Consider the following 15,772-nt stretch of genomic DNA (forward strand, 5'->3'; position numbering starts at 1 on the left):
GAAGGGCCCTTCGGCAGTAAACGTCGTCGTTCTCAACTAATTTTATCGCCTCGTTCTCCTGCGATAACGAAGATGGTGCGAACCGGAGTAGACAGAATAGAACGAGTCTAGCCGAGAAAGCCGGAGCTAATATAATAGCTGCGGCTTTTTTATATTTATCCAGAATATCCCGACATATACTTCCCACATTATATTCACCATCTCACCTTACCAATTCCCAGCATTATCTTGTAACGCCGCCACTGACCGTACTGTCCCCCCGCTCAACGCCAGAGCTCCCGGCCGTGGCCGGACTGAGGAAGCAAGCAGAAAGGGGCTGATTCTGGGCGAGCTCACCCTAAGGAAATATGGGCGGAGTGAACTAGGTTCATACTCAGATCACAGACAGTTGCACGCAATGACATCACGAAACATGATGACGCGGCCATGCCTATGCTGCAACGTTGACAAACAGCGATGCGCCGGGATACCCCTCGTTCGCGCACCAGTCACGTTTAGCTTATGCGTACCGCGCTCTATGCGCAGGAGCAAGACATAGCCCGCCACTCGGCCATGTCAGCCAATACACCGCGGGGATTGGCAGGTTTATATGAAAGGGTCATAGATAACAGCTATGCTCGGATGACCATGCTCAACCAGAACCTGACTGCGGATGCCCCCTCGATGCCCCGCATATCGACACACCAAGAATAATTTAATTATTTATCAAGTAATTAAATAACCTAGACCTGCATATTCATAATGTCCTGATAGGCGGCGACCAGACGGTTGCGTACCTGGATCCCCATCTGTAGCGAGACGCTGGATTTTTGCAGATCGAGCATCACATCATTGAGCGCCACGCCGGGTACCCCCATCTCGAACTGCTGCGCCTGAAGGCGGGCGTGGTTCTGATTGTCACTGATGCGATCGATGGCCGCCTTCAGCTCGTTCGAAAACGTACCCGGTGCCACGCTCTCCTGCGGGGTACGGTTACTGGCGGAAAGTGCGGTGGCTTGCAGTTGTTGTAAGACGTTCTCGATGCCGGTGACTGCCACGAAAGGCTCCTTAATGATTGAAACTGCCGATTGCATGACAACCTACCATAAGACGCCAAAGGCAAAGCGGGTAAATAACGGCAAAAATGTCCCTTTCTCCCGCCATCGTTTTGTCGGCACATGTCAATAATAAAGTGCCTGCTTTTGCAGGTATTCCGCGATTCGCATTGCCGCGTCAGGGAGTCTGATTTGTTACACATCCATTCATACCGGCCTCTGGTCCGGACGCAACTGAACAATAAGGTAAGCCCATGAACGCTTCAGCCACCGGTACCGCAGGCACCGCAGCAAAGAGCGCTGAAAATAGTATTAAAGCCATACTGGAGCGCGTACGGGCCAATCCCAAAATTCCCTTACTGTTAGCCAGCGCCGTCGCCATTGCCATCGTCGTCGTATTGGCGCTATGGGCGCGCGCGCCCGACTATCGCGTTCTGTACAGCAACATCAGCGATCGCGATGGCGGTGCCATTGTCACGCAGCTCAGCCAGATGAATATCCCCTATCGTTTCGCCAATAACGGCACCACGCTGATGGTGCCGGCGGACAAGGTGTATGACCTGCGCCTCAAGCTGGCCCAGCAAGGACTCCCCAAGGGAGGGGCTGTCGGCTTCGAGCTACTCGATCAAGAAAAATTCGGCATCAGCCAGTTCAGCGAGCAGGTCAACTACCAGCGAGCCTTAGAGGGTGAGCTGGCCCGTACCATTGAGACGCTCGGCCCGGTGGTCAGCGCCCGAGTGCATCTGGCGCTGCCCAAACCGTCGCTGTTCGTACGCGAGCAGAAACAGCCCTCCGCCTCGGTCACGCTGACGCTGGAGCCGGGGCGCGCCCTAGACGACGGTCAGATCAACGCCATCGTCTATATGGTCTCTAGCAGCGTTGCTGGCCTGCCGCCAGGTAACGTCACCGTGGTCGATCAGTTCGGTCATCTGCTGACCCAGCCCGACGGTACCGGACGCGATCTGAACGCGGCGCAGTTGAAGTTCACTTCTGAGGTAGAGGGGCGTCTACAGCGCCGCATCGAAACCATCCTGCAACCGATGCTCGGCAGCGGTAACGTCCATGCCCAGGTCACCGCTCAGCTCGATTTCGCCAATCGGGAACAGACCGATGAAGAGTACAAGCCGAATCAGTTACCGAACCAGGCCGCGATCCGCAGCCAGCAGATCAGCCAGAGCGATCAGTCCGGCGGCCAGCTCAACGGCGGCGTCCCGGGCGCCCTGTCGAATGAGCCGGCCCCCGCGCCCACGGGCAATATCGATAAGCCGCGTACTGCCTCAGGATCGACGGGCCGTAATCGCAACGAGCCGACGCAGAGCCGCTCCAGCGCCATTACCAGTAATGGGCGTCTGGCCAGCCGCAACGAGAATATGCGGCGCGATGAGACGACCAACTATGAGGTGGATCGGACCATTCGCCATACGCAAGAACGCGCGGGTGGCATCGAGCGCCTGTCCGTCGCCGTGGTGGTCAACTACGCCACCACCCCACAAGGGAAAGCGGTCGCGCTCTCACAAGAAAAGATGGATCAGATCAATAACCTGGTGCGTGAGGCGATGGGCTTCTCGCAACGCCGCGGCGATACGCTGAGTGTAGTCAATACACCGTTCAACAGCGTAGCCGATGACGGCGGTGACCTCCCCTTCTGGCAGAAGCAGGCCTTTATCGATCTGTTGACCTCATTGGGCCGTTACCTACTGGTCGCCCTGGTCGCCTGGCTGCTGTGGCGCAAGTTGGTGAAACCGATGCTGACCAAACAGCAGCAAACCGCCGCCCTGCGCCAGCGTATCGATACTCCGCCAGTATCGGCGCAGCCGGCCAAACAGCCGAGCAACGAAGAGCTACAACAGCGTCGTAAGCTACAACAGCGCACCACCGCCGAGGCGCAGACCGAACGCGTACGTGAAATGGCAGAGCAGGATCCGCGCGTCGTCGCGCTGGTGATCCGCCAATGGATGAGCACAGAACCACAATGAGCCTGACTGCGACCGAAAAAAGCGCGGTATTATTAATGACCATCGGCGAAGACCGCGCCGCCGAAGTGTTTAAACACCTCTCGACCCGAGAGGTGCAACAACTCAGTAGTACCATGGCCGGCATGCGCCAGGTCTCACATCAGCAACTGAGTGAGGTGTTGAATGAGTTTCAGGATGAAGCCGAGCAGTTCGCCGCCCTGAGCGTCAACGCCGGCGACTACCTGCGCTCGGTGCTGGTCAAGGCACTGGGCGAGGAACGCGCCGCCAGCCTGCTGGAGGACATCCTGGAGTCGCGTGATACCGCCAACGGTATCGAAACCCTCAACTTTATGGAGCCGCAGGCCGCCGCCGATATCATCCGCGAAGAGCATCCGCAGATCATCGCTACCATTTTGGTGCATCTGAAACGCGCCCAAGCGGCAGATATTCTGGCGCACTTTGACGAGCGCCAACGCAACGATGTGATGCTGCGTATCGCCACCTTCGGCGGGGTACAGCCGACCGCGTTGCAAGAGTTGACCGACGTGCTGAATAACCTGCTCGACGGCCAGAACCTCAAGCGCAGCAAGCTCGGGGGCGTACGTACCGCTGCCGAGATCATCAACCTGATGAAGAGCCAACAAGAAGAGTCGGTCATCGACGCCATGCGCAACCACGATGGCGAGTTGGCACAGAAAATCATCGACGAGATGTTCCTGTTCGAGAATCTGGTGGATGTCGACGATCGCAGCATCCAACGCATCCTGCAAGAGGTGGAGAACGAGTCGCTGCTGATCGCCCTGAAGGGGGCAGACGAGGCGTTGCGCGAGAAATTTATGCGCAACATGTCTCAGCGCGCCGCCGATATCCTGCGCGACGACCTGGCCACCCGTGGCCCGGTACGCTTGTCGCTGGTCGAGGCCGAGCAGAAGTCTATCTTGCTGATCGTCCGTCGCTTGGCGGAGAGTGGCGAGATCGTCATCGGTGGTGGCGAGGATACCTATGTCTAACTCCCCGTTCCGTAAGCAGGTTCTCACGAAGGATAGCCCGGAGGCCCGGGACCCGCGCTGGCAGCGTTGGGAGATGCGTGACTTCGCTGCGCCACGCCGTCCGTTGCGTGTTCTCAGCGAAACCAATGCGGCAGAGGATGCCAACGCAGCCGCCCAGGCGCAGGCCGAAGCGACGCAGGCCGAACTGGAGCGTCTGCGCCACGATGCCCAACAGCAAGGGCTACAGATCGGCCTGCAACAAGGCGAGAAACAGGGCTACGATGCCGGCTTCCAACAGGGGCTGGCGGAGGGGCGTACCCAGGGCATGCAACAGGTGCTGGCTGAACAGCAGCCGCTGCTGGAGACCTGGCGCACCCTTTCCGGTGAGTTTCAACGCTCCCTTAACTCCTTGGATGGCGTCATCGCCGCGCGCCTGATGCAGTTGGCATTGACCGCCGCCAAACAGATCATCGGCCAGACACCGCTGTGCGATGCCAGTGGCGTCCTACAACAGATCCAACAGTTGATCCAACAGGAGCCGCTGTTTAGCGGCAACCTGCAACTGCGCGTCAACCCACAGGATCTACCGCTGGTACAACAACATCTCGGGGTACAATTGGAGCAACAGGGCTGGAAGCTGTTGGCCGATACCCAATTGCATCGCGGCGGCTGTAAGATCAGCGCCGAAGGCGGCGAACTGGACGCCAGCATCGCCACTCGTTGGCAAGAACTGTGTAAGCTGGCCGCGCCGGAGCTACCGCTATGAGTAACCGACTCGACACCTGGCTCGGCGCCCTGGCCGCCTTAGAGCGCCGCATCCCTACCCTACCGGAGGCGCGCCGCTACGGTAAGTTGACCCGCGCCACTGGCCTGGTGTTGGAAGCAACGGGCCTCCAGTTGCCGATCGGCGCCACCTGTCGCGTCGAACGCCACGACGGGCAACATATCATCGACGTCGAGGCCGAAGTCGTCGGCTTTAATGGTCGTCAGTTGTTTCTGATGCCCTTGGAAGACGTGGACGGCATTGTACCCGGCGCCCGCGTCTGGGCCCCGGCCGCCGCCCTGCACAGCGGCAAGCAGTTGCCCCTCGGCCCGGCGCTGCTGGGACGCGTGCTCGACGGCAGCGCCCGTCCCTTGGACGGCCTGCCGCCGCCCGATGAAAGCGAGCAGGGCGGGCTCAACAGTCAACCCTTCAACCCGTTACAACGAACGCCGATCACCCAGGTACTGGATGTCGGCGTGCGGGCGATCAACGCCCTGCTGACGGTGGGACGCGGCCAACGTATGGGGTTGTTCGCCGGCTCAGGGGTCGGTAAGAGCGTCTTACTGGGCATGATGGCGCGCTATACTCAGGCCGATGTGATCGTCGTGGGGCTGATCGGTGAACGTGGCCGTGAGGTAAAAGACTTCATCGAAAACATCCTCGGTGAAGAGGGACGCCAGCGCGCGGTGGTGATCGCCGCCCCGGCGGACGTCTCGCCACGGCTACGCATGCAAGGCGCCGCCTATGCCACGCGTATCGCCGAAGATTTCCGCGATCGCGGCCAGCATGTCCTGCTGATCATGGATTCGCTGACCCGCTACGCCATGGCTCAGCGTGAGATCGCCCTAGCGATCGGCGAACCGCCAGCGACCAAGGGCTACCCGCCCTCGGTCTTCGCCAAATTGCCCGCCTTAGTCGAGCGTGCCGGTAACGGCATCAGCGGCGGTGGCTCGATCACCGCCTTCTATACCGTTCTGACGGAAGGGGACGATCAACAGGATCCCATCGCTGACTCGGCACGCGCCATCCTCGATGGTCACGTGGTACTGTCACGCCGCCTGGCCGAAGCCGGCCACTACCCGGCCATCGACATCGAGGCCTCCATCAGTCGTGCTATGACCTCGTTGATCGACGAGGCGCATTACGCCCGAGTGCGTCGTTTCAAACAGTTGCTCTCCAGTTATCAACGCAACCGGGATCTGATCAGCGTCGGCGCCTATGCACGCGGCAGCGATCCCCTATTGGATCAGGCTATCACGCTCTATCCGCAACTTGAGGCCTTTCTGCAACAAGGCATATTTGAACGCAGCGACTACGCACAAGCCTGTCACGCGCTACAGGCCCTGTTTACTGAGTGATAGCCGATATCTGGGCCGGAGGTTGTGATGTCATCAGCATTAAATACCCTGCGCGAACTGGCGCAACAGGATGTCGATCAGGCCACCCGCGCCTTGGGCCATGCCCGACAGGCCTGCCAGCAGGCCCAGCAACAACTGGAGATGTTGTTGAACTATCAGGACGAATACCGCCAACGCCTAAACCGAGGGATGAGCGGCGGCATCGCGGCAGCCAGTTGGTACAACTATCAGCAATTTATTCTGACGTTGGAGCAGGCCATTGAACAGCATCGCGGTCAACTGGCCCAATGCCGGGCCCGCCTGGAAAGCGCCACCCATAGCTGGCAGCAGAAACATCAGCGCCTGAATGCGTTCAGTACCTTACACGAACGCGCCGAGACGCAGCGCCAAAGTATATTGAACAAACAAGATCAAAAACGGATGGATGAGTACGCCCAGCGTGCCAGCCTGAGGAGAGAAAAATCATGACAACGCCGGTGGCCATCACGCTCACAGCGCTCAGCGCCCCATCGGATACCCCGACGACGACGGCGTCAGCCGTCGAGGGTTCGCCGTTTGCCGATATCCTAGCCCTGCTTAGCCAGCCGGCAAGTAAGCAGGCGCTGCTACAAAGCCTGCAATCTTCGGCAGGCGTCAACGTCGACGCCCAGGGCTTACCGTCAGCCTTGCTTGGCCGGCTCTCACAATTGGATGCGCAACAGCGTCAGACCTTGCTCAGCCAACTGCGCGCGCCGACACATGACGGGGTCACGCCGCTGCCCGATGCCTCATTCGCTCTGCTCCCGACCGCGCCCGCGGCGACGGATAGCCCGCGTGCGCCCGATGTGAACGAAGCCGGTGCGCAGCAAGCCATCGCCGCCTTGCTGGCTATGCTGCCGGCGCGCGGCGACGTCGCACACCCGACGGCACTGGACACGGGCGCTATCCAGCAAGAGGCACCGGGACGTCTGCGCGCGTCACGTCAGGAGGCGCACGCCGCCTCACTGAGCCATTTGCTGGAGACGACACGCGGCGATGAACGCGCCAATGCGCACCCGGCAGATGTGACGCCGCTGTTGCAAGCTAAGACCTCTCCGACTACGCCGGGGATCAACCGCATCGACACCGGCAGCACCCTGCTCAGCCTGGAGACCCCGAATCGCCGTGTCCAAAGCCATGAGGGGCTGGTGCCCCCCCATGCGCAATCCATCACGCCGACAGCGTTACATCACGCCGCTAACCTGGCGCCAGCCACGCCACAGGTTAACGCCACGCCCTTGGCTTCGCCCGCCAGCGCCAGCGCTCCCCTGCTCAACGCCCCGCTGGGTAGCAGCGAGTGGCAGCAGGCGCTCGGTCAACAGGTGCTGATGTTTAGCCGTAATGGTCAGCACCAGGCCGAACTGCGCCTGCATCCGCAAGATCTCGGTGCGCTACAGATCAGCCTGCGTCTGGACGATAATCAGGCTCAATTGCACCTGGCCGCCGCCCATAGCCAAGTCCGTGCAGCCTTAGAGGCCGCCCTGCCCCATCTGCGCACCGCACTGGCAGAGAGCGGCATTCAGCTTGGGCAGAGCAGCGTCGGCAGCGAGGCTCAGTCCCAATGGGGCGGCGGCCAACAGCAGCGCCAAGAATCGGCGGCTGGCGCCGTCTTCAGCCTGGCCGATAACACGCTACCGCTCTCCCGGGAGCAGGATGCCCCCACCGTCGTACGCCGCCATCTGGGTGCCGTCGACATCAGTGTGTAGCACGCCAAGGCCACGGCGACGGGGCAATCGCTCGATTAGCCCCGTTTTTTCACGTTATTCCTGCCATTGTTCCGACGACACGACAGGGATAATAGCGTCAGCGAATTTCCACGCGCCTTGCGCACACAGCTACAGGAATCATCCCCCTTATGTCTGATATGTCACTCCCTAACCGCTCCGCGAAACGGCGCAAATGGGTATTGATCCTGTTGGTGATCTTTGCCGCGCTGGCCGCTGGCGGCGGCTACTTCGGCTGGCACTATTATCAACAAAGCCAATCGCACCTTGCCAAACAGGCGCCCGCACCGCTTCCCGTCTTTATGGCATTGGATCCGTTTACGGTTAATCTGTTGGGTAATGACGATGACAGCGATCGCGTCCTGTATGTCGGCATCACCTTGCGTCTGCCAAATGAGCTAACGCGCAAACGTCTAAACGACTATCTGCCAGAAGTCCGCAGCCGCCTGCTGTTGCTGCTCTCACGCCAACAGGCCGCCGCATTGGCGACCGAACAGGGCAAGAAGGCGTTGATGGATGAGATTAAAGCCACCCTGCGTGCGCCGGTCATCAATGGCCAGCCCGGCCAAGTGGTCAATGATGTCATGTTCACAGCGTTCATCCTGCGGTAATCCTTATGTCCGATAGCATTCTGTCTCAAGCCGAAATAGACGCGCTGCTCAATGGCGACAGCGATGCCGCGCCCAGCGAGCAGCATGCGTCCCTAGAGCATTGCGATGGCGAGGTTCGCCCCTATGATCCCACCACGCAACGACGCGTGGTGCGCGAGCGTTTACAGGCGTTAGAAATTGTCAATGAGCGTTTCGCCCGTCAATTCCGCATGGGGTTGTTTAACTTGTTGCGCCGCAGCCCCGATATCACCGTCGGTGCCGTGCGTATCCAGCCCTATCACGAATTCGCCCGGAATCTGCCGGTACCGACCAACCTCAACTTGGTACACCTTAAACCGCTACGCGGTACGGCATTGATGGTCTTCGAGCCCAGCCTGGTCTTTATGGCCGTAGATAACCTGTTCGGTGGCGATGGTCGCTTCCCGACCAAGGTGGATGGACGCGAATTCACCCATACCGAACAGCGGGTGATCCAGCGTATGCTGCGCCTGGCACTCGATGCCTATCGCGATGCTTGGAGCGCGATCTTCAAGCTGGAGGTCGAATACGTCCGTTCGGAAATTCAGGTGAAATTTACCAATATCACCACCTCGCCTAACGATATCGTCGTCACCACGCCGTTTACCGTGGAGGTCGGTGCGCTGAGCGGGGAGTTCAATATCTGTATCCCCTTCTCGATGATCGAGCCGCTACGCGAATTGCTGGTTAACCCGCCGCTAGAGAACTCTAAGCAAGAGGATCAACACTGGCGCGATACGCTCAGCAAACAGGTACAGCATTCCGAGCTAGAGCTAGTCGCTAACTTTGTCGATATTCCGCTGCGTCTCTCCGACGTACTCAAACTGCAAGTCGGCGATGTGCTGCCCATCGATCGTCCAGAGCGACTGATCGCCAATGTCGACGGTGTGCCGGTGTTGACCTGTCAATATGGCTGCTACCACGGCCAATACGCACTACGCGTAGAAAAAATGATTAATCCTATTTTAGATGTGACTTCGCGAGGAAATTCCGATGAGTGACGCCAACAAGCCGTCAGCTGACGCTCAGGATGACGCCGCCGACCTGTGGGCGGAAGCTATGGGAGAACAACAAGCCGCCAGTCAACACAGCGGTGATATATTCCAGAATCTGGAGGAGGGGACCCCCCTGGGGGGCAGTGCGGGCCAAGATATCGATCTGATCCTCGACATCCCGGTGAAACTGACCGTGGAGCTCGGCCGTACTAAGATGACCATCAAGGAACTGTTACGTCTGTCGCAAGGTTCCGTCGTATCGCTGGACGGCCTGGCGGGCGAGCCGCTGGACGTGTTGATCAACGGCTATCTGATCGCCCAAGGGGAAGTGGTGGTGGTCAACGACAAGTTCGGCGTACGTATCACCGACATTATCACGCCATCCGAGCGCATGCGCCGTCTGAGCCGCTGAGATGTCGACACCCATCGCCGCGCTTCCCAGCGCCCCCGCCTTGCCAACGGAGAGCGTACTGACCCAAGTGGGTGGTACGCTGGGCGGTATCTTGCTGCTGATCCTGCTACTGGCCTGGCTGGCGAAGCGGTTAGGCTTCGTCGCACGCCCGCGCGGCGAGCGCCTGCTCAACGTGCGCGCCAGTTGTAACCTCGGCCAGCGGGAACGCCTGGTGGTGGTCGAGGTCGACAACCAGTGTCTGCTGCTCGGCGTCACCGCCCATACCATTACGCCGCTGCATACCTTCGAGGTGCCGCCGACGCCAGCTACGCCTACCTCCACCGCGCATAGGCAGGCCGCCTCGTTCCAGCAGCTACTACGCCAAGCCGCGCGACAGCGATTTGGCCGCAACAAAGAGAACTCCTGATGCAGCGTATTCTGCGTTATACCCTGCTGCCGGGGCTATTACTCTGTGCGCCGGCGGCGCTGGCCCAGTTGCCCGGCATTATCAGCCAACCGCTCGCTCATGGCGGGCAAAGCTGGTCGCTACCGGTACAGACGCTGGTCTTCCTGACGGCGCTCAGTTTCCTGCCCGCCGTACTGCTGTTGATGACCAGTTTCACCCGCATCATCATCGTCCTCGGCCTGCTACGCAACGCGTTGGGCACCCCCTCGGCGCCACCGAACCAGGTACTGCTGGGGCTGGCGTTATTCTTGACCTTCTTCATCATGTCGCCGGTGCTCGATAAGATCTATCAGGATGCCTATCAGCCCTTCAGTGAACAGAAGATCAGCATGGAGACCGCCCTGGAGCGTGGCGCCAAACCGTTACGCGCCTTCATGCTACGCCAGACGCGTGAAACCGATCTGGCCCTGTTTGCCCGCTTGGCGAAGCAACCGCAGATGCAGGGACCGGAGGATGTCCCGCTGCGTATTCTGCTGCCAGCTTATGTCACTAGCGAGTTAAAGACCGCCTTTCAGATCGGTTTTACCGTCTTCATTCCCTTTCTGATCATTGATCTGGTAGTTGCCAGCGTACTGATGGCGCTAGGGATGATGATGGTGCCACCGGCCACCATCTCGCTGCCCTTTAAACTGATGCTGTTCGTCTTGGTGGATGGCTGGCAACTGCTGCTCGGCTCCCTGGCGCAGAGCTTCTACACCTAACAGGAGAATGCCATGACACCCGAATCGGTAATGGCTCTGGGCTATCAGGCGATGAAAGTGGGACTGGCGCTGGCCACCCCGTTGCTGTTGGCGGCGTTGATCAGCGGTCTGCTGATCAGTCTGTTACAGGCGGCGACGCAGATCAACGAGATGACGCTATCGTTTATCCCTAAGATCCTGGCCGTCTTCGCCACCCTGGTGGTGGCGGGGCCCTGGATGCTCAGCCTGCTATTAGACTACATGCGTACCCTATTCAGCAGCCTGCCGAATCTGATCGGCTAGCCATGATCACCTTCGATCCCGCCCAGCTCACCCTGTTACTCGGGCAATTCTTCTGGCCCTTCGTGCGCCTGCTGGCACTGTACAGCACCGCACCGCTGCTGGGCGAGAAAGCGATCCCACGCAAGGTCCGCATCGCCCTGGCAGCACTGACCACCTTCCTGATCGCCCCCCAGTTACCACCGACCACCGTCACCCTGGCCAGCGGCGGTGCCCTGTGGCTGGCGATCCAGCAGATCCTGATCGGCTGCGCCATCGGCCTGACCATGCAGTTGGCCTTCGCCGCGGTGCGACTGGCCGGCGAGGTGATCGGCATGCAGATGGGGCTCTCGTTCGCCACCTTCTTCGATCCCTCCGGCGGCCCCAATATGCCGGTACTGGCACGATTGCTCAATCTACTGATGTTGCTGCTATTCCTGTGCTTCAACGGCCATCTGTGGCTTATCTCCCTGCTGGCGGACAGTTTCCACACCCTGCCGCTCTCCACGTCGCCGCTGGCAGGCAACGGCTTTCTCGCCCTGGCGCAGAGCGGACACCTGATCTTCCTCAACGGCATGATGTTGGCCCTACCGCTGATCACCTTGCTGTTGACGCTTAACATGGCACTGGGGTTGCTCAACCGCATGACCCCCCAGCTCTCCATCTTCGTGGTCGGTTTTCCGCTGACCCTGACCATCGGCATGCTGACCCTCGGCATGTTGATCCCGATGCTGGCCCCGTTCACCGAACATATGTTGCAGACGCTATTCGACCGTCTGGCGGTGATCCTCGGCGAGATGCACGCCCCCTAAGCCCCAGACAGCAAAAAAGACGCCGACGCGTCTTCTTTGCTGTACCCTCACCGCGACGGCTTACCAATTTTCTGGCTCATCGCGCACATAGGGATTGCTACGCCGCTCCTCGCCAATGGTGGACATCGGACCATGACCGGGAATAAAGGCCACATCGTCGCCCAGCGTGAACAAGCGCGTCCAGATGCTATTGAGCAGATCCTGATGATTACCGCCGGCAAAGTCGCTACGCCCGATGCTGCCACGAAATAGCACATCGCCCACCTGTGCCAAACGCGCCCGCTCACAGAAGTAGACCACATGCCCCGGGGTATGCCCCGGGCAATGCAAGACCGCCAAGCGCTCTTCGCCTACCGTCAACACATCTCCTTGTTGCAGCCAACGCGTCGGCATAAACGGCTGACAATCGGTAAAACCAAACATATCGGCTTGCTGCGACAACTGCTCCAGCCAATACTGATCCTCCTGCTGCGGACCGTAGATCGGTACCGACAGAGTCTGTGCCAGACGCGCCGCCGCGCCGACATGGTCGATATGACCGTGCGTCAACAGGATCTGAGTCACCTTCAGATCACGTGCGGCGATCTCCCGCAGGATCTTGGCGCTTTCACCGCCGGGGTCGACGACTGCCGCCTCTCGCGTCTGCTCGCACCACAACAGGGTGCAATTTTGCTGGAAGGCCGTCACCGGAATGATGTGATATTTCATCTTAACTCTCCGCGCATAAAAACGCCGGCTACAAGCCGGCATCGCCGTTATTTGACTCCATCATACGCATCCATGCACCGATCACCAACTCCTGACCGGCCCGGTGTCGATATGAACGAAGTTACTGCGCGGATAATACCCCACACCGCCAGCCCGCATCTTCAACGCCGCCTTACGGATATTGGCCAGCGCCACACCGTCGATATGGAAGTCCATCGCCTGCCCTTTGGTGTGATAGCTCTGCTTAGCCACTCCTCGACTACGCGCACGCAGCTCGCGGTTAGTATGAGGAGAGCGATAGCCGGAGACCAACTGGATCGGCTTTTGGCTGCCCAACAGCAATTGCAGACGAAAGATCTGATCGAATAGCCGCGGATCGATGCGCTTCACCTGATTGGCGCGGTAATCGCGAAAGAAATGATTGAGACGCGCCAACTCCTCCGGAATATAGGCTTGACCGTCAAAGAACTCGGCGCGTAATCGCTCGCCGGTGTTGAGATTATTTAATACCAGCACGCGCGGGCGCGGCGTAGAAAGGGTCGCCTGGGCTACCCCCGGCAGCAGAGCAAATCCTATTGCCGCACCACCGAGCGCCAACCATTTACGGCGTTGAAAGTCTATCGGTTCCATGAGCAAATATTGACCTGGCAAAAATCGCTGAACGTCACGCCTAATGCGCACAAATCGGGGCCTGTATGGCCCCTGTCGTTTAACGCCTTACGCCACGCGCCTCCCAGATGCAGGGGAGGTGAAAGCGTTTGCGCGGCATCCTATTTGCGCACCTTAACCGCCCCCTTCGGTGGCGTCAACCGGCCAGATAGCCGCTGCCAGCGGCCATCACAAAATTTTTGTCCATCTCACCGCCTCGTCTGAGTGCAAAGCGGCAAGATAACCACCTGCTACAGATGGAAAAGCTGGCGAGCCTGTGGTGCACTGCGGCTCCCATCGCGCGCCAGCTGATCATAATTGTAAATATCTGTGCGGAACTGCGCCGCCCCGTCGGCATTAACCCAGGCCGTTTGATAATAGAGACGCACAGGAATACGCTGGCGCACCGGAACATACTGTGTATTGCCAGCCTGCAACGCCGCGGCGACACGTTGGTCGCTCCAACCGGCGTCAGCCAACAACATGTCCGCCAAGGTCGAGGCCTTATTTACCCGCACACAACCGGAACTGAGCGCGCGCATATCCTGATTGAACAGCGCATGATTCGGCGTGTCGTGCAGGTAGATGGCATCCTGGCTTGGCATATTAAACTTGAAACGCCCCAGCGAGTTGCTCGCGCCCGGAGCCTGGCGCACTCGGTAGGGGAAGTTACGCGCCGAAACGCTATTCCAGTCGATCATTGCGGGATCGATCACCTGAGCATCGCGGCTCCAGCCGGAGAGCAGCGTATAACCGTGGCGCTCAAAATAGCCGGGATCACGCATCGCCTTAGGCACGATGTCCTCACGCACCAGCTTGGTCGGCACATTCCACGGCGGGTTGACCACCACGTTGTTCAACTCACTGTTCATCAGCGGCGTCTTGCGGCTCGGACGTCCCACGATCACCCGTGAGGCCAATACATCTTTACCGTCACGGTAATAGATCAACGAATAATTGGGGATGTTAACCAGAATGCCGGTATGCATCGTCGCCGGCAGAATACGCAAGCGCTGGATATTCAGCGCCAACAGTGCGGCGCGCAACTGGGGAGTGACGTTAAGCCAGGCATAAGTGCGCGGGCCGATCACCCCATCCGGCGTTAGCCCCTGATCGACCTGGAAGCGTTTCACCGCCGCCACCAGGGCCGGCGTGTAAACATCGCCCTCCCCCGCCTGATCGGCTGACAGCACGCCGCTACGCCGTAAGATCTCACGCAGGATCGGCAACGCCGGGCTACGCTCTCCCGGACGTAGCGTTGGCCCGCTGGGCAGCTTCGGCCAAGGTTGGGTCTCCGCCAGCAGCGACGCTAAGGCGGCTCGCATCGCCGGATACTGTGGACTGGAGGGCGCCAGCGAGCGGATGAAAACCGTCAACGTTCCCTGATGCAAGGCCTGTTGCCAGTTATCGACCATACCTGCTGGGGGCGTAGACAGGACGTAACGCTTCGCACCATACAGCCAGCCCTCACCGTTGGCGCTCACCCCGGCGACATACTGTAAGTACCCAAGCAAGGCATCGGATAGCAACACATCGCGCGCCATGCCGTGGATACGCTCATCCGTCAGTTCATCAGCCCAACGGGCAAACTGAGGCTGTACGCCGGCCAACGCCAACTCGGCCAACTGCTGTTGAAAGTCACGCCGAGCCTCGCTATCTCGCCACATCGGCTGCATCTGGTTGGCCCCATACAGTTGTGCCAGCAGCGGCCCATAATGTAATGTGACCCCGGCGGGTAACAGCGCCTGTAACTCGGCAGTACGGCTCGACGGCGATACCGTCTGCGGCGCCGCCTCTGACAGGGGTGCCCCCTCGGCTAACACGCCCCCGCCCCACGGCAACAGCGTCACGGCCAACAATGTTCCGGCCATACGCCGGTGAAAAGCGAATCTCGCGCTCAGCATGACTTCCTTGCTCCCATCTTGCCGACAGCGATACTGTCAGGCACATACGACAAATTATACAGGATAAACCGCCATCAGGCTGCCCGGCATGCCTCATGCCGCCATCGGCCAAGTCTTGCGGAGTGCAGGAGCGCGCCCGGCAGGGCGCAGAGGCGTGACCCGATAAAACGACAGCTTATTTTGCCAAAAAAACGCGTCGAGCCAAAAGCCTGGCCGCGACAGATTGATTGCAATGTATTTCACTACACGAGCAAAAGATAGTGTGGGTTAACGAGCGCGGAGGGGTGACTCGCAACTTAACGCGCTCGCGTCAGGCGACGCGATGTTACACCCTGGCGCGAATTTCGGCGCACAGACGACACGGAAAAAACGACGGCCCGCGCGAGGCGGGCCGTACTCGGTGCGCACCCGATGTGCCT

General features: G+C 59.6%; 17 protein-coding genes. 13 read left to right on the forward strand and 4 right to left on the reverse strand.

Features of this window, described 5'->3' with window-relative positions; all coding sequences use genetic code 11:
• Positions 1 to 722: 722 nt before the first annotated feature.
• The gene (fliE, locus tag EHO01S_RS01610; protein ID WP_024522312.1) at positions 723 to 1,037 is read right to left on the reverse strand and encodes a flagellar hook-basal body complex protein FliE; all 315 of its coding nucleotides are present in this window, start codon (positions 1,035 to 1,037) and stop codon (positions 723 to 725) included.
• Positions 1,038 to 1,288: 251 nt separating this feature from the next.
• On the opposite strand from fliE, the gene fliF reads away from it, so the two are divergent.
• From fliF to fliR, 13 genes are all read left to right on the forward strand, one after another.
• Entirely contained in the window at positions 1,289 to 3,010 is a 1,722-nt protein-coding gene (fliF, locus tag EHO01S_RS01615) for a flagellar basal-body MS-ring/collar protein FliF (RefSeq protein WP_024522313.1), read from the forward strand.
• Positions 3,007 to 3,999, forward strand: coding sequence for a flagellar motor switch protein FliG (gene fliG / locus EHO01S_RS01620; protein ID WP_024522314.1), 993 nt, complete (start codon positions 3,007 to 3,009; stop codon positions 3,997 to 3,999). The genes fliF and fliG overlap by 4 nt, the downstream gene beginning before the upstream one ends.
• Entirely contained in the window at positions 3,992 to 4,744 is a 753-nt protein-coding gene (fliH, locus tag EHO01S_RS01625) for a flagellar assembly protein FliH (RefSeq protein WP_024522315.1), read from the forward strand. Before fliG ends, fliH begins: the two co-directional genes overlap by 8 nt.
• The gene (gene fliI / locus EHO01S_RS01630) at positions 4,741 to 6,099 is read left to right on the forward strand and encodes a flagellar protein export ATPase FliI (RefSeq protein WP_024522316.1); all 1,359 of its coding nucleotides are present in this window, start codon (positions 4,741 to 4,743) and stop codon (positions 6,097 to 6,099) included. The genes fliH and fliI overlap by 4 nt, the downstream gene beginning before the upstream one ends.
• Before the next feature lie 27 nt (positions 6,100 to 6,126).
• The gene (fliJ, locus tag EHO01S_RS01635) at positions 6,127 to 6,567 is read left to right on the forward strand and encodes a flagellar export protein FliJ (protein ID WP_024522317.1); all 441 of its coding nucleotides are present in this window, start codon (positions 6,127 to 6,129) and stop codon (positions 6,565 to 6,567) included.
• Entirely contained in the window at positions 6,564 to 7,823 is a 1,260-nt protein-coding gene (locus tag EHO01S_RS01640) for a flagellar hook-length control protein FliK (RefSeq protein WP_024522318.1), read from the forward strand. The genes fliJ and EHO01S_RS01640 overlap by 4 nt, the downstream gene beginning before the upstream one ends.
• Positions 7,824 to 7,972: 149 nt before the next feature.
• Positions 7,973 to 8,452, forward strand: coding sequence for a flagellar basal body-associated protein FliL (gene fliL, locus EHO01S_RS01645; protein WP_024522319.1), 480 nt, complete (start codon positions 7,973 to 7,975; stop codon positions 8,450 to 8,452).
• Positions 8,453 to 8,457: 5 nt separating this feature from the next.
• Positions 8,458 to 9,471: a flagellar motor switch protein FliM gene (gene fliM / locus EHO01S_RS01650; protein ID WP_024522320.1), complete on the forward strand. Its 1,014-nt coding sequence runs from the start codon at positions 8,458 to 8,460 to the stop codon at positions 9,469 to 9,471.
• A complete protein-coding gene (gene fliN, locus EHO01S_RS01655) occupies positions 9,464 to 9,877 on the forward strand; it encodes a flagellar motor switch protein FliN (protein WP_024522321.1) in 414 nt (137 codons plus the stop codon). The genes fliM and fliN overlap by 8 nt, the downstream gene beginning before the upstream one ends.
• A 1-nt stretch (position 9,878) precedes the next feature.
• Positions 9,879 to 10,283 (forward strand): flagellar biosynthetic protein FliO, encoded by a 405-nt coding sequence (gene fliO / locus EHO01S_RS01660; RefSeq protein WP_024522322.1) that lies wholly within the window; start codon positions 9,879 to 9,881, stop codon positions 10,281 to 10,283.
• Positions 10,283 to 11,023 (forward strand): flagellar type III secretion system pore protein FliP, encoded by a 741-nt coding sequence (fliP, locus tag EHO01S_RS01665; protein ID WP_024522323.1) that lies wholly within the window; start codon positions 10,283 to 10,285, stop codon positions 11,021 to 11,023. Before fliO ends, fliP begins: the two co-directional genes overlap by 1 nt.
• A gap of 12 nt (positions 11,024 to 11,035) precedes the next feature.
• Positions 11,036 to 11,305 (forward strand): flagellar biosynthesis protein FliQ, encoded by a 270-nt coding sequence (fliQ, locus tag EHO01S_RS01670; protein WP_005297013.1) that lies wholly within the window; start codon positions 11,036 to 11,038, stop codon positions 11,303 to 11,305.
• 2 nt (positions 11,306 to 11,307) lie between these two features.
• Positions 11,308 to 12,093: a flagellar biosynthetic protein FliR gene (gene fliR, locus EHO01S_RS01675; protein WP_024522324.1), complete on the forward strand. Its 786-nt coding sequence runs from the start codon at positions 11,308 to 11,310 to the stop codon at positions 12,091 to 12,093.
• Between the two features lie 60 nt (positions 12,094 to 12,153).
• Here fliR and EHO01S_RS01680 read toward each other — a convergent pair whose 3' ends face one another.
• The 3 genes from EHO01S_RS01680 to ldtD form a co-directional block, all read right to left on the reverse strand.
• Positions 12,154 to 12,801: an MBL fold metallo-hydrolase gene (locus EHO01S_RS01680; RefSeq protein WP_024522325.1), complete on the reverse strand. Its 648-nt coding sequence runs from the start codon at positions 12,799 to 12,801 to the stop codon at positions 12,154 to 12,156.
• An 81-nt stretch (positions 12,802 to 12,882) separates the two neighbouring features.
• Positions 12,883 to 13,431, reverse strand: coding sequence for a peptidoglycan L,D-endopeptidase MepK (gene mepK, locus EHO01S_RS01685; protein WP_024522326.1), 549 nt, complete (start codon positions 13,429 to 13,431; stop codon positions 12,883 to 12,885).
• Between the two features lie 269 nt (positions 13,432 to 13,700).
• Positions 13,701 to 15,353, reverse strand: coding sequence for a L,D-transpeptidase (gene ldtD, locus EHO01S_RS01690; RefSeq protein ID WP_024522327.1), 1,653 nt, complete (start codon positions 15,351 to 15,353; stop codon positions 13,701 to 13,703).
• Positions 15,354 to 15,772 lie beyond the last annotated feature (419 nt).

The sequence above is a fragment of the Edwardsiella hoshinae NBRC 105699 = ATCC 33379 genome (assembly GCF_000474215.1).
GTDB lineage: Bacteria > Pseudomonadota > Gammaproteobacteria > Enterobacterales > Enterobacteriaceae > Edwardsiella > Edwardsiella hoshinae.